A 13,545-nucleotide genomic window follows, 5' to 3' on the forward strand; every position below is an offset into this window, starting at 1 on the left:
CTCCCTCCGTCCTCTAAGCAGCAAACCCGGCACACGGCCGGGTTTGCTTGATCACGGATTACGCTTACTTAACTGCGGGCACTGCCGCGTCCAAGGCTTGCTGCGCACGACGCTTGTTCTTGATCCAGTAACACACCGCCATAAACGCCACCCACACCGGTATCGCATACACCGACACCTGGATGCCCGGAATCATCAGCATGATCACCAGGATAAACACCACGAACGCCAGGCACACGAAGTTGCCGTAGGGGTACCACAATGCCTTGAACAACGGCACCTGGCCGGTGCGGTTCATGTGCTGGCGGAACTTGAAGTGCGAGAAGCTGATCATCGCCCAGTTGATCACCAGCGTAGCCACCACCAGGGACATCAGCAGTTCCAGCGCGTGCTGCGGGATCAGGTAGTTCATCAGCACCGCCACCAGGGTGATCGCCGCCGAGGCGAGGATGGAACGCACCGGCACGCCGCGTTTGTCGATCCTGGCCAATGCCTTGGGCGCATCGCCCTGCTCGGCCATGCCCAGCAACATGCGGCTGTTGCAGTAAGTGCCGCTGTTGTACACCGACAGCGCCGCTGTCAGGACCACAAAGTTGAGAATATGCGCGGCAGTGTTACTGCCGAGCATCGAGAACACCTGCACGAATGGGCTGCCGCTGTAGGCGTCACCCGAGGCGTTGAGGGTCTCCAGCAGGCTGTCCCACGGCGTCAACGACAACAGCACAACCAGGGCGCCGATGTAGAAAATCAGGATGCGGTAGATCACCTGGTTGATCGCCTTCGGGATCACGGTGCGCGGTTTGTCCGCCTCGGCAGCGGTGAAGCCGAGCATTTCCAGGCCGCCGAAGGAGAACATGATGATCGCCATGGCCATCACCAATCCGCCGACGCCGTGAGGGAAGAAGCCGCCGTGTTCCCACAGGTTGGTCACCGAGGCCTGTGGCCCGCCACTGCCGCTGACCAGCAGGTAGCTGCCCAATGCGATCATGCCGACGATGGCCACCACCTTGATGATGGCGAACCAGAACTCGGCTTCACCGAACACTTTGACGTTGGCCAGGTTGATCAGGTTGATCAGCACGAAGAACGCCGCGGCCGAGACCCAGGTCGGAATCTCCGGCCACCAGTAGTGCACGTATTTGCCGACGGCGGTCAGTTCCGACATGCCCACCAGGATGTACAAAATCCAGCAGTTCCACCCCGACAGGAAGCCGGCGAAACCGCCCCAGTACTTGTGGGCAAAGTGGCTGAAGGAACCGGCGACCGGCTCTTCGACGATCATTTCGCCAAGCTGGCGCATGATCATGAAGGCAATGAAGCCGCAGATGGCATAACCCAGAATCATCGACGGCCCGGCGGATTTGAGCACCCCGGCCGAGCCGAGGAACAGGCCGGTACCGATGGCGCCACCGAGGGCGATCAGCTGGATATGCCGGTTTTTCAGGCCGCGTTTCAGCTCGCCTGAAGAGGAATGGGGTCCACTCATGAAAAGGGTCTCACGCAAGGTTTGAGAATTTTGACTGCAGGTTGCTGCGTTGAATCAACGACTCAAGCAGCGCCGCTCAAACCCCAGCGCAGGCACCAGGAGTACAGCGTCTTTCTTACGGTCATGCGTCACCTGTTTGTTTTTATCTGTGACGAAATCGAACCCGTCCGGCTCATGGCCAGGCGGAGTGATCAGGGTGGGTGAACCCTGAGGTCTTGTCCTTTTGCGTGGTTACGCAAGGGGGTCACAGTAAAACGCGGCGGATTGTACACCGCTCGACAGCTTGGAGGCGCCCGCGAAAAGCGAGTGCGACGATCTGTCAGGTAATTCTTACAGGGCAAAAAAGGTCAATGATGCCGACATTTACTCGTAAATTAATCGTTACAGCACGGAAAATTAACGTTACAGCCATGATCTTCATAAAAATTGACGGTAGGAAGATTCTGACCCAGCAGTCGCTTCAGCCGCCTGTATTTACTCAAGAAAAAATCAAATGGGAAAAACAGAACAAAATATCTAAATGAAACCGTGTCAATAAAAATTTTGCATTTTGAAACACTCTCTCCTAGGTTCATCCCACTTGCTGACGAAGCCCGTTGGCAAGCCGTTCTCAAACACCGTCCTCTAGGAGATACACCATGCAAGCACTGGAAAACGACCTGGAAACCGAACTGCAACTCGACGACTGGTTTGAAGCACCGACCCATGACGCCGCCGTTGAGATGATGCAAGCCGATGCCGTTGTGCCATTTGGCACCGCGATGTGGCCCTTCTAAAACCGGCACGCTCCCGGCAGGTGCCGCGCTCGGCACCTGCTCCCTTACCCAAGGCACAGAAGGATGTACGTCATGGACAAGGCCCGCGCCGTCGAACACTTTCTCTACTACCTCGCGCACCATCCGGCCCTCAGTGGCTTGAGCCGCCCCACCGTGCTGCTGGGCCATACCGAGCGCTACGACGCCATCGCCCAGGCGATCACCCAGGGCAGCGCCGCGCGTTTCAACTTCCAGGTGCAGCGCCTGGACCTCGCCGCCAGCGACACCCTGGCCACTGCCATCGAAGCCTGCGACCTGTACCTGTTTCTCTACGATTCCTCCACCCTGCCCAACCCACGCGCCGAAGGCCCGGACTTCATCCGTGCCCTGCAGGGCGTGATGGCCGAGCACTGGAAAAAATCCCTGCTGTTCAAGGATTACGGCGACTATTTCTACGACACCTTCAGCGTCGAGCCGCAGCGCATCGCCGACCTCAACGCCACGCTGATTCGGCGCATGTCCCAGGCCAACGTGCTGAGCTTTACCGACAAACATGGCTCGCGGCTGGAAGCGCCAATGAGCAGCATCAAGAAGTGGACCAATATCAACGGCGTCGGCAACCACGACCTGGCGCCGGGTGAGATCGCCACGCACAGCGAAGCGATCAATGGCCAGGTGCGGTTTGTCGGCACCTTTCTCAGCACTATCCCGTTCGCACGCAAATACGGCGTGCTGGAGTCACCGCTGGAGCTGTGGATCGAGAACTCGACCATCTGCAGCGTGGCCAGTGAAGTGCCGGGGTTGGCCGATGATTTCAACAAGTACCTGAATGCCAATCCGTCGAACCGGCGTGTGGAAGAGTTGGGGATTGGTACCAATGAAGGGGTGAAGGATCTGTATGCGCGCAACGCCGGGTTCGAGGAGCGCCATTGCGGGTTGCACCTGGGACTGGGAGGTGGGCAGAAAGGCAGCCATCATCTGGATCTGATCTTTGCCAGTGGGGTGTTGGCGCTGGATGACAAGCCGGTGTTTGACGGGGCCTTTGCGTTCTGAGCAAAGCTTTAACTAACACTGAAAATCTGAATGTGGGAGGGGGCTTGCCCCCGATGGCAGTCGGTCAGTTGATGTATGTGGTGGCTGCCATACCGCTATCGGGGGCAAGCCCCCTCCCACAGTTGAATGCATTTCAAATTCAGATAAAAAAAAACGCCAACTTGAGGGTTGGCGTTTTTTATGCGGCGATCAAATCACTGCGGCTTCTTGCGACCAAAACCAGGACGCTGGCCGGAACCGGCCGGTGCGCCACGGCGCTTGCCAGACGGCTCGTCCGCGACCAGTTTCGGGCCAGGGCGCTTGTTCGCCGCCGGCCTGGCTGGACGCTTGGTGCTGGCGTTGTCGGCTGGGCGATCCTCTTCACCCCGGTTGCTGCGACCACCGGCCGGGGCCGGACGCGGTGCACGCGGCGCACGCTCGCCTTCCTGACGCGACGGCGCGGTTGGGCGGCGTTCACCTTCGATCTGCGGCTCTCGGGAGATACGACCGCCAGTCGCCGGTGCATTCAACGCAGGTCGCAGGGTGCGGGCAACACGCTCGGTGCGCGCCACCGGGCGCGACGATTTACGCTGCATCCGCTCAAGCTTGTCTTTGCTCTTGGCATTCATCTGCGGCATCGCCACCGGCGTCAGGCCGACTTCGGCGCTGAGGATGTCGACTTCGTACTGGCTCATTTCGCGCCAGCGGCCCATCGGCAGGTCGGAGTTGAGGAACACCGGACCGAAACGCACGCGCTTCAGGCGGCTGACCACCAGGCCCTGGGATTCCCACAGGCGACGCACTTCACGGTTACGGCCTTCCATCACCACGCAGTGGTACCAGTGGTTGAAACCTTCGCCACCCGGTGCCTGCTTGATGTCGGTGAACTTGGCCGGGCCGTCTTCCAGCACCACGCCCGCCTTGAGGCGCTCGATCATCTCGTCATCGACTTCGCCGCGTACACGCACGGCGTACTCGCGGTCCATCTCGTAGGACGGGTGCATCAGGCGGTTGGCCAGCTCACCGTCAGTGGTGAACATCAGCAAGCCGGTGGTGTTGATGTCCAGACGACCGATGTTGATCCAGCGGCCTTCTTTGGGTTTGGGCATCTTGTCGAACACGGTCGGACGGCCTTCCGGGTCGTCACGGGTGCAGATCTCGCCATCGGGTTTGTTGTACATGATCACGCGGCGCACCGATTCGGCGGCCTCTTCACGCTTGATGACCTTGCCATCGATGGTGATTGCGTCGTGCAGGTCGACGCGCTGGCCGAGGGTAGCCTCGACGCCGTTGACCTTGATGCGCTTCTGGGTGATCCAGGCTTCGACGTCGCGGCGCGAGCCCACGCCGATACGCGCCAGCACCTTTTGCAGTTTTTCGCCTGCTGGGCCGATTTCCTGGCTGTCGTTCTGGTCTTTGTCGTTCATCTTAAGCACCTCCCGGTGGGTCGATTCAGGCATGGCCTGAAGAGTGTTGAAAGCGGGGCTTTGGCCGAATAGCTCGGCAAAGGGTCGCGAATCATACGCGCATGGCGCGCGTTGCGCATCAGAGACTAGTCGATTAGTGGCCGGTCGTCGGTTTTTCCGCCGACCGGTGAGCCATGTGGGGTCCGGGTCAATCTTCGAACTGGCGGCGCTCGGCCTCAATGGCTTCAGCCAGGGCCCGGGCTTCGTCTTCTTCGTCGCTCAACGGCGGCTGTTCGAGGGCGGCGACGGCGGCCAGGAGTTTTTCGCGGGCTTCAGCGACGCCGAGGATGTCTTCTTCAGGGTCGGGTTCCGGCTCGGGGTCAACGGTTTCCTGGGGTTCTGCCTCAGTCACACCGTCACGCAACAAGTCATCAAAGTCGGTCTTGATGCCCTGCTCCATGTCGTCCAGTTCCAGCAGCAAGGTATGGAAACTGGTTTCGTCCTTCGGCTCTTCCGGCTCTGCCGTCGCATCGGCGAGCTCTTGCAGGCTGGCCGGCACCGGGGCATCGTCGAAGTCGAGCACCGGCTCCGCTTCCATCTCGCGCAATTCGGCCAGCGGCGGCAAGTCGTCGAGGTTTTTCAGGTTGAAATGGTCGAGGAACACCTTGGTGGTGGCAAACATCGCCGGTTTGCCGGGCACGTCACGGTAACCGACGATGCGGATCCACTCGCGCTCCAGCAGCGTCTTGACGATGTGGCTGTTGACCGCCACGCCCCGCACGTCCTCGATCTCGCCCCGGGTGATGGGCTGGCGATAGGCGATCAGCGCCATGGTCTCCAGCATCGCCCGCGAGTAGCGCTGGGGGCGCTCTTCCCACAGGCGGCCCACCCAAGGGGAAAATTTCTCACGAATCTGCAGGCGATAACCCGACGCCACCTCGCGCAGTTCGAACGCACGACCGTCGCAGGACTTGCGCAGAATCTCCAGCGCCTTCTTGAACACTGGCGGTTCGGGGCGTTCGGCTTCTTCAAAGAGTTCGAACAAGCGTTCCAGGGATTGCGGTTTGCCCGACGCCAGTAGGAAAGCTTCCAGCAGCGGTGCCAGTTCGCGGGGTTCAGTCAGATTCATCGATTCAGCTCGTTATTCGGCTCGCGCCCGCACGTGGATAGCCGCAAAAGGCTCATTCTGGACCAGCTCGACCAGGGACTCCTTGACCAGTTCGAGGATCGCCATAAACGTCACCACCACTCCCAGGCGCCCTTCTTCGGCGGTGAACAGCTCGACAAACGGCACGAAACCACCGCCCTTGAGGCGCTCCAGTACGTCGCTCATGCGCTCGCGGGTGGACAGCGCCTCGCGGCTGACCTGGTGACTTTCAAACATATCGCCACGGCGCAGCACCTCGGCCATGGACATCAGCAATTCTTCCAGGCTCACGTCCGGCAACAGTTTGCGCGCACGGGCCTCGGGGGCATCCAGCTTGGGCACCACCACGTCGCGGCCCACCCGGCTCAGGCCATCGATGCCTTCGGCGGCGGCCTTGAAGCGTTCGTACTCCTGCAGGCGGCGGATCAGTTCGGCGCGCGGGTCATCTTCTTCGGCTTCCACCGTCTCCGAGCGCGGCAGCAGCATGCGCGACTTGATCTCGGCGAGCATGGCAGCCATCACCAGGTACTCGGCGGCCAGCTCCAGACGCACCGACTGCATCAACTCCACATAGCCCATGTACTGACGGGTGATCTCCGCCACCGGGATGTCGAGGATGTTGATGTTCTGCTTGCGGATCAGGTACAGCAGCAAGTCCAGCGGGCCTTCGAACGCCTCAAGGAAGACTTCCAGCGCGTCCGGCGGAATGTACAGGTCCAGAGGCATTTCCATGACCGCCTGGCCATACACCATGGCAAACGGCAGTTCCTGCTGGGCCCCCGCCTGGCTGTCGACGGTTTCCACGGCCGACATTCAGGCCTCGACCATGAACGGAGCCGGATCGCCGCAACCCACGCGGATCACTTCGGGTTCGCCGTCGGCCAGGTTGATCACGGTGGAGGCCTTGTTGCCGCCATAGCCGCCGTCGATGATCAGGTCGACGTGCTTTTCCAACAGCCGGCGCATTTCGTAAGGATCGTACAGCGGCTCGACTTTACCCGGCATGATCAACGACACGCTCATCAACGGCTCACCCAGCTCTTCGAGGAGCGCCAGGGCAATGGGGTGCTCTGGCACCCGCAGGCCGATGGTGCGCTTCTTGGGGTGCAGCAGCAGGCGCGGCACTTCGCGGGTAGCGTTGAGAATAAAGGTGTAGGGCCCCGGCGTGTGCGCCTTGAGCAGGCGGAAGGTGCCGGTGTCGACCTTGGCAAACAGCCCCAATTGGGACAGGTCGCTGCAGATCAGCGCGAAGTTGTGCTTGTCGTCCAGCTGACGCAGGCGTCTTACCCGCTCGACCGCACCCTTGTCGCCGATCTGGCAACCAATGGCGTAGGACGAGTCGGTGGGGTAGATCACCACGCCGCCGGCGCGGATGATCTCGACGGCCTGTTTGATCAGGCGCGCCTGGGGGTTTTCCGGATGAATCTGGAAGAATTGACTCACGTGTTCTACCTGTTCAGACGGTGGCAATAATGGGGTCATGCTTGAATCGCCCCCACAAGAGCGGCAAATCTTCCGGGACGGGGCGATACTCGCCGATCTCGGACCAGCCGCCTGGGCCATGAAAATCACTGCCGGCGCTGACCAGCAGACCAAATTCGCGGGCAAGAATCGCCAGGCTGCCGACCTGTTCGGCGGGTTGATGCCCGTTGACCACCTCGATTGCGTGGCCGCCCGCTCCAATATAGTCGGCAATCAGCTTGCGGCGCTTGCTGCGGGTGAAATCGTAGTGCCAGGGATGGGCCAGGCTGACCCAGGCCCCGGAGGTGCGCAGGGTCTCGACGGTGTCTTCCAGGGTCGGCCAGTGTTGCTTCACATCCCCCAACTTGCCGGCGCCCAGCCATTTGCGGAACGCTTCGGCGCGGTCCTTTACAAAACCTTCACGTACCATCCAGTCGGCAAAGTGCGGCCGGGCCGGTGCGTTACCGCTGTCACCCAGTTCCTGCTGGATGGCGCGGGCGCCGTCCAGGGCACCGGACATACCTTTAAGGCCGAGTTTGCGGCTTATTTCTTCGGACCGCAGCCAGCGGCCATCGTGCAGTTGGGCGATGGCTTCAACCAAAGGCGGGGCGTTTTGATCAAAACCGTAGCCGAGCACATGAATGGTGGCGCCGCCCCAGGTGCAGGACAATTCCACACCGTTGACCAACTGCATGCCCAAGGCATGCGCGGCTTCCCGGGCTTCGTCGAGGCCTTCGAGGGTGTCGTGGTCGGTCAACGCCAGGACTCGCACGCCTTTTTCAAACGCACGCGCAACCAGTACCGCGGGCGCCAGGGCGCCGTCGGAGGCCGTGCTGTGGCAGTGCAAATCAACATTCACGGGGATCTGTAACCTCAAGTCAGCTGGCGCTTTCGCTACCAAGGATGTTTGTTATTATGCCGCCACATCCAGCTTCTGGCTCTTACTGTGAAACAATTCATCGACTTCATCCCGCTGTTGCTGTTTTTCATCGTTACCAAGCTCGACCCCAGGGTCATCGAAATCGCCGGTCATGCGTTCTCGTTCGGGGGCATCTACAGCGCCACCGCCGTGCTGATCATCAGCTCTATCGTCGTCTACGGCGCCATTTTCATCTCCCAGCGCAAGCTGGAAAAAAGCCAATGGCTCACCCTGGTCGCATGCCTGGTATTCGGCGGCCTGACCCTGGCGTTCCACAGCGAAACCTTCCTCAAATGGAAAGCACCGGTGGTGAACTGGCTGTTCGCCCTGGTCTTTATCGGCAGCCACTTCATCGGTGACCGTCTGCTGATCAAGCGGATCATGGGCCATGCGCTGACCCTGCCGGATCCGGTGTGGACACGCTTGAACGTTGCGTGGATCGTGTTCTTCCTGTTCTGCGGCGCCGCCAACCTGTTCGTGGCCTTTACCTTCCAGGACTACTGGGTCGACTTCAAGGTCTTCGGCAGCCTGGCCATGACCGTGCTGTTCCTGGTCGGCCAGGGTATCTATCTGTCGCGCCACCTGCATGACGTCGCCCCTACCACTCCGAAAACCGAGGATTGACATGCTCTACGCCATCATTGCCACCGACGTTGCCGACTCGCTGGAAAAACGCCTGAGCGTGCGCCCGGCCCATGTCGAGCGCCTCAAGCAGCTGCAGGCCGAAGGCCGTATCGTGCTGGCGGGTCCACACCCTGCGGTAGACAGCAACGACCCAGGCGACGCCGGGTTCACCGGTAGCCTGATCGTCGCCGAGTTTGCCTCCCTGGCCTTGGCCCAGGCCTGGGCCAAGGCTGATCCTTATGTAGCTGCCGGCGTTTACGCCGACGTCGTGATCAAGCCGTTCAAGCAAGTCCTGCCTTGATCACGGCCACGCCGAACCTAATCGGTTCGGCGCGCTCCTAATTGCTCATTATTCTCGGTAACCTGCCGACAACGTTCTGAATATTCGTGTGGAATCAGGAGTTCCGATGCGCTTACGTCAGTTGTGTCTGTTGGCAGTGGTAATGATCGGGGCTACGGCCCACGCTGAAGAAACCTCGAACACCGGCAGTTCCACGCCTCTGTCCTTGAGTGCCGGCGCCCAGATCACCGAGTTGCAGCAGCGGTTGAAAGAAAGCGAACGCCAGCGTGAAGAATTGAGCAAGCAACTGCAAAACGTAGAGGCTACCCGCGAAAGCGCCCAACTGAGTCGCCTTCGCCAAGAGAACCAACGCCTGGCCCAGCAACTCAAAGAAACACAGGGCGGCGCCTTGACCCGATGGCTGACCGAGCAGCAACAATGGTTCGTCACCGGTGGGGCCGTCGCGCTGATCGCCTTGCTGTGCGGGATCTTCGCCAGCGGTGGGCACCGTCGCCGTCGACAATGGCTAAATTGAGTGAGTCATGAGCGAGCTGTTACTGATAGATGATGACCAGGAGCTCTGCGAGCTGCTGACCAGTTGGTTGAGCCAGGAAGGCTTCCAGGTGCGTGCCTGCCATGATGGCTTGAGCGCCCGCAAAGCCTTGGCCGACAGTGCCCCGGCCGCGGTGGTACTCGACGTGATGCTGCCCGACGGCAGCGGCCTGGAACTGCTCAAGCAATTGCGCAACGACCACCCGGAGCTGCCGGTGCTGATGCTCTCGGCACGCGGCGAACCGCTGGACCGCATCCTCGGCCTGGAACTGGGCGCCGACGATTACCTGGCCAAGCCCTGCGACCCACGCGAGCTTACCGCCCGGCTGCGCGCCGTGCTGCGCCGCAGCCACCCGGCCGCCGTGTCCACCCAGCTCGAATTGGGCGACCTGTGTTTCAGCCCGGTGCGCGGCGTGGTCAGCATCGATGAACAGGAATTTTCCCTCACCGTCTCCGAAAGCCGCCTGCTTGAAGCCTTGCTGCGCCAGCCCGGCGAGCCGCTGGACAAACAGGAACTGGCGCAGATCGCCCTGGGTCGCAAGTTGACCCTTTACGATCGCAGCCTGGACATGCACGTGAGCAACCTGCGCAAAAAAATCGGCCCGCACCCGGACGGACGGCCACGCATCGTGGCGTTGCGCAGTCGGGGTTACTACTACAGCCTGTAAAAACACGCGGGGTCCATTCTGATGCAAAAAGCCCAGCTGGCAGGCTGGGCTTGTTGTTCAAGGGGTTTTCATCGCGTCGGTCGTCGCCTTGATGATCGCTTTCGCCGCTTCGACACTGATGGGCAGCGGTGCCTGCAAATCATCTGGATCTGACTTGGGCCGGTGGTGGAAATACCGTAGCAGCGCGATCAACAGCAGGGTCGGGACGGTTGAGAGGGCCACGATGATGGGAATATCACCCGTACTGTGCGGGCGCACGGCGCTGAAAAAATACCAGGCGCCGGCTGAGACCCGGATGTTTCCCAAAAAGACGAAGCCCAACAGCGCAATGTAAAACAACAAGATCAAGACGACGGTGACGGTCGTCAGTCGCTTCTCCCACCTGAAGCGCCAGGACTCTCTTCTCAGATAGTCGCTGATCAGGCCAGGATTATCAGCCTCCCCTCCCGCCAGGTCGTCGCTGGTATCAATCATAAAAGCCCAATCGCCTTCAGCCTGAATTCCATTGCTGCCGTCGACACACCAAAAGCACTGGCCAGCTTTACGATGTCTGTGACGCGCTGCTCAAGCACCATATGTTTCACCAGCGCGGCCGGCATCAACAGAGCAGCGGCAAATCGATTGGCTGCGATCTCTTTCGGGTCCCTGGACTTGGCACTGAACTGCTCGGAAGTATCTCGAGGTGCGTCCAGGTCTCCGTGCACATGGTGACCAATCTCGTGCGCAATGGTGAAACGCTGCCTTACCGGCGCATCCATGAAGTTGTAAGTAATCAGCGGAGCGCCGTCCCGGAAGGAGTAATGGCCGCTTTCATTCGGTCGCCAGGTATCCGGTTCAAAAGGTGCAAGCGCCTTCACCTCGATAGCCATTGCCTCGGCAATGGCTATCGGGTTCACCGGCAACCGACCATTCCAGTGGGCACGCAGGACGTCGTCTGCAGTTCGGTACTCCATGCGGCCTCCTTAATAGATGGCGGGAACGGTAGTTTGACGGGGTCAGAAATGAGATCGAAGTCTGAACAAGTCGATAGACCCCGTCAAATTGTAGTTGACAGGTTAAAAATGTTTAGCACTCAGGGTCTCATCGAAAAAAGCTGTTCATTTATACAGCCATCACGACCACACGCCAACTCCCTCAAGACATGCTGTAGCAATTGAGTGAGCCCCTCTTTTTTTATAGCTATCGGCAGTTTTGTCAACTCAGCCCAAAACCCTCTTTACCCAAGCTTTACCCACACCTGACCGCCGCTGACCTTGATCGCCTTAATCTACTCACATCCGGACTCACCGGAATAGAGACAGGAGAATCACCATGCGCAAGACCCTTATCGCTTTGATGTTCGCCGCTGCCCTGCCGACCGTTGCCATGGCGGCAGTGCCCGAAGGCCCAGGCCCGATGGGCGGCCCTGAAGGCCATATGATGGGTGGCCCGGGTCACGGCGGCGAACACGGTCCGCGTGGCAAAGGCGGGCCCTTCAGCCAACTGGACCTGAGCAAGGAACAGCGCGAGCAGATCCGCAAATTGATGGGCGACCAGTGGCACGCTCGCAAGGACCTGACCAGGAAGTACCTGGACAAGCTCCCGGCTGCTGACCAGAAGGCCATGCAGGACGAAATCGCCGCCGGCAAGCAGAAAACCCAGGCGGATATCCGCGCCGTACTCAAGCCTGACCAGCAGAAGAAATTCGACGAGATCATCAAGCAGCAGGAACAGCGCCGCGCCGAATGGAAGGAATTCCAGGCCTGGAAAGCGCAACAGCCGCAAAAAGCGCAATAATGCCCCCGCGTTAACGCTCCCAGCCCAGTGGCCCCCGCCACTGGGCTTTTCCTGCTTGAGGGTTTCCTGTGCGTTCATTGTTCTGGCGCATCCTGGCCAGTTTCTGGCTGGCCATCGCCTTGGTTGCCGGGTTGTCGATCCTGCTTGGGCATATGCTCAATCAAGATGCCTGGATTCTCAGCCGTCACCCAGGCCTCAACAACCTGGCCGAAGAGTGGACCCAACTCTACGAAACCCAGGGTGAGGACGCTGCCCAGGATTTGCTGCAACAGCGCAAACGCCAGTACCACATCGACGTGCAGGTGCTGAACGAAAGCGGCGAGCCGGTGGTGCGCGGCACCTTTCCCCGCCGTGCCGCCGCCTTCGAAGCCCGCCAGAACGATAGCAAGGACGGCCACCTGCCCTGGCGTCGCCTGACCGCTGAATACACCAGTGAGAAGACCGGCGACACTTACCTGTTGATCTACCGCATCCCGCACCCGGAACTGGACGAATGGCATCGCAGCAGCCTGACATGGCCGTTGAGCGCATTGGTCATCGCCTTGGTGGTGCTGACCCTGTTCAGCCTGTTCGTGACGCTGTCCATCACGCGCCCCTTGAGCCGACTGCGCGGCGCCGTGCATGACCTGGGGCAAGCCACCTACCAGCAAAACAGCCTGGCGCAGCTGGCCAACCGACGCGATGAATTCGGCGTGCTGGCCACCGACTTCAACCGCATGGGCGCGCGCCTGCAAAGCCTGATCGGCAGCCAGCGCCAGTTGCTGCGCGACGTGTCCCATGAACTGCGTTCGCCGCTGGCCCGCCTGCGCATCGCCCTGGCCCTGGCCGAACGCGCCAGCCCCGAAGAACGGGAAAAACTCTGGCCTCGCCTGACCCGCGAATGTGATCGCCTGGAGGCACTGATCAGCGAGATCCTGGTACTGGCCCGCGTCGATGCCGATAACGCCAGCGCCGAAGAGATCGACCTCAACACGTTGCTCAAGACCCTGCAAAAGGACGCCCAACTCAGCGCGCCCGACCAGGTGGTGCAGCTCACCACCGATCCCGAACTGCATCTCAAGGGGTGGCCGACCATGATCGAACGGGCAGTGGACAACCTGCTGCGCAACGCCCAGCGCTTCAACCCGCCGGGCCAGCCGATCGAGCTGCACGCCCACCTTCACGGCGAGCATATTGTGATCAGCGTGCGCGACCACGGCCCCGGCGTTGACGCCGAACACCTGAGCCAATTGGGCGAACCGTTCTACCGCGCCCCAGGCCAGACCGCACAAGGTCACGGCTTGGGCCTGGCGATTGCCCGTCGCGCCGCCGAGCGCCATGGCGGCAGCCTGTTCCTGGCCAATCACGCCCAAGGCGGTTTTATCGCCAGTATCGACCTGCCGCTGGAACCTGGGATTGTCACACCGGCCTGATGATCTTCTATAGTGGCCCTTCTCTCA

16 protein-coding genes are annotated in these 13,545 nt (G+C 60.6%); 8 read left to right on the forward strand and 8 right to left on the reverse strand.

Annotation, left to right across the window (positions count from 1 at the left end):
* Positions 1 to 64 precede the first annotated feature (64 nt).
* A complete protein-coding gene (locus BM026_RS20640; RefSeq protein WP_092246945.1) occupies positions 65 to 1,486 on the reverse strand; it encodes an amino acid permease in 1,422 nt (473 codons plus the stop codon).
* A 638-nt stretch (positions 1,487 to 2,124) separates the two neighbouring features.
* Between BM026_RS20640 and BM026_RS29220 the strand changes: the two genes are divergently transcribed.
* Positions 2,125 to 2,262, forward strand: a complete 138-nt coding sequence (locus BM026_RS29220; protein ID WP_163034543.1) for a hypothetical protein — start codon at positions 2,125 to 2,127, stop codon at positions 2,260 to 2,262.
* Between the two features lie 72 nt (positions 2,263 to 2,334).
* The gene (locus BM026_RS20645) at positions 2,335 to 3,294 is read left to right on the forward strand and encodes a CgnE/CgnB domain-containing protein (RefSeq protein WP_093513921.1); all 960 of its coding nucleotides are present in this window, start codon (positions 2,335 to 2,337) and stop codon (positions 3,292 to 3,294) included.
* Positions 3,295 to 3,488: 194 nt separating this feature from the next.
* On the opposite strand, the gene rluB is transcribed toward BM026_RS20645, so the two are convergent.
* The 5 genes from rluB to BM026_RS20670 all read right to left on the reverse strand — a co-directional run bounded on the left by rluB (position 3,489) and on the right by BM026_RS20670 (position 8,146).
* Positions 3,489 to 4,700: a 23S rRNA pseudouridine(2605) synthase RluB gene (gene rluB / locus BM026_RS20650; RefSeq protein ID WP_093513920.1), complete on the reverse strand. Its 1,212-nt coding sequence runs from the start codon at positions 4,698 to 4,700 to the stop codon at positions 3,489 to 3,491.
* 187 nt (positions 4,701 to 4,887) lie between these two features.
* Complete coding sequence (gene scpB / locus BM026_RS20655) at positions 4,888 to 5,808, reverse strand: SMC-Scp complex subunit ScpB (RefSeq protein WP_093513919.1); 921 nt, start codon at positions 5,806 to 5,808, stop codon at positions 4,888 to 4,890.
* 12 nt (positions 5,809 to 5,820) lie between these two features.
* Positions 5,821 to 6,519 carry a segregation and condensation protein A gene (locus tag BM026_RS20660; RefSeq protein WP_164365898.1) on the reverse strand — a complete coding sequence of 233 codons (699 nt, stop codon included), beginning with the start codon at positions 6,517 to 6,519 and terminating at the stop codon, positions 5,821 to 5,823.
* Positions 6,520 to 6,639: 120 nt separating this feature from the next.
* Complete coding sequence (locus BM026_RS20665) at positions 6,640 to 7,269, reverse strand: L-threonylcarbamoyladenylate synthase (RefSeq protein WP_093125290.1); 630 nt, start codon at positions 7,267 to 7,269, stop codon at positions 6,640 to 6,642.
* A gap of 13 nt (positions 7,270 to 7,282) precedes the next feature.
* A complete protein-coding gene (locus BM026_RS20670; protein WP_092246932.1) occupies positions 7,283 to 8,146 on the reverse strand; it encodes a PHP domain-containing protein in 864 nt (287 codons plus the stop codon).
* Between the two features lie 87 nt (positions 8,147 to 8,233).
* Here BM026_RS20670 and BM026_RS20675 point away from each other — a divergent pair, with 87 nt between their 5' ends.
* From BM026_RS20675 to BM026_RS20690, 4 genes are all read left to right on the forward strand, one after another.
* On the forward strand, positions 8,234 to 8,830 hold the full coding sequence (locus BM026_RS20675) for a septation protein A (protein ID WP_071489418.1): 597 nt from the start codon (positions 8,234 to 8,236) through the stop codon (positions 8,828 to 8,830).
* A gap of 1 nt (position 8,831) precedes the next feature.
* Entirely contained in the window at positions 8,832 to 9,131 is a 300-nt protein-coding gene (locus BM026_RS20680) for a YciI family protein (protein ID WP_092246929.1), read from the forward strand.
* Between the two features lie 106 nt (positions 9,132 to 9,237).
* Entirely contained in the window at positions 9,238 to 9,645 is a 408-nt protein-coding gene (locus BM026_RS20685) for an SH3 domain-containing protein (RefSeq protein WP_092246926.1), read from the forward strand.
* A gap of 7 nt (positions 9,646 to 9,652) precedes the next feature.
* The gene (locus BM026_RS20690) at positions 9,653 to 10,330 is read left to right on the forward strand and encodes a response regulator transcription factor (RefSeq protein ID WP_071489415.1); all 678 of its coding nucleotides are present in this window, start codon (positions 9,653 to 9,655) and stop codon (positions 10,328 to 10,330) included.
* Between the two features lie 57 nt (positions 10,331 to 10,387).
* On the opposite strand, the gene BM026_RS20695 is transcribed toward BM026_RS20690, so the two are convergent.
* Both BM026_RS20695 and BM026_RS20700 read right to left on the reverse strand, forming a co-directional pair.
* Positions 10,388 to 10,804 carry a hypothetical protein gene (locus BM026_RS20695; protein ID WP_092246924.1) on the reverse strand — a complete coding sequence of 139 codons (417 nt, stop codon included), beginning with the start codon at positions 10,802 to 10,804 and terminating at the stop codon, positions 10,388 to 10,390.
* Entirely contained in the window at positions 10,801 to 11,283 is a 483-nt protein-coding gene (locus tag BM026_RS20700; RefSeq protein WP_092246921.1) for an ImmA/IrrE family metallo-endopeptidase, read from the reverse strand. The genes BM026_RS20695 and BM026_RS20700 overlap by 4 nt, the downstream gene beginning before the upstream one ends.
* 358 nt (positions 11,284 to 11,641) lie before the next feature.
* Here BM026_RS20700 and BM026_RS20705 point away from each other — a divergent pair, with 358 nt between their 5' ends.
* Complete coding sequence (locus BM026_RS20705) at positions 11,642 to 12,106, forward strand: LTXXQ domain protein (protein ID WP_093529898.1); 465 nt, start codon at positions 11,642 to 11,644, stop codon at positions 12,104 to 12,106.
* A 68-nt stretch (positions 12,107 to 12,174) separates the two neighbouring features.
* Positions 12,175 to 13,518, forward strand: coding sequence for a sensor histidine kinase (locus BM026_RS20710; protein WP_093529900.1), 1,344 nt, complete (start codon positions 12,175 to 12,177; stop codon positions 13,516 to 13,518).
* The last annotated feature ends 27 nt before the right edge of the window (positions 13,519 to 13,545 follow it).

This window comes from Pseudomonas sp. NFPP24, from assembly GCF_900112095.1.
Classification (GTDB): domain Bacteria; phylum Pseudomonadota; class Gammaproteobacteria; order Pseudomonadales; family Pseudomonadaceae; genus Aquipseudomonas; species Aquipseudomonas extremorientalis.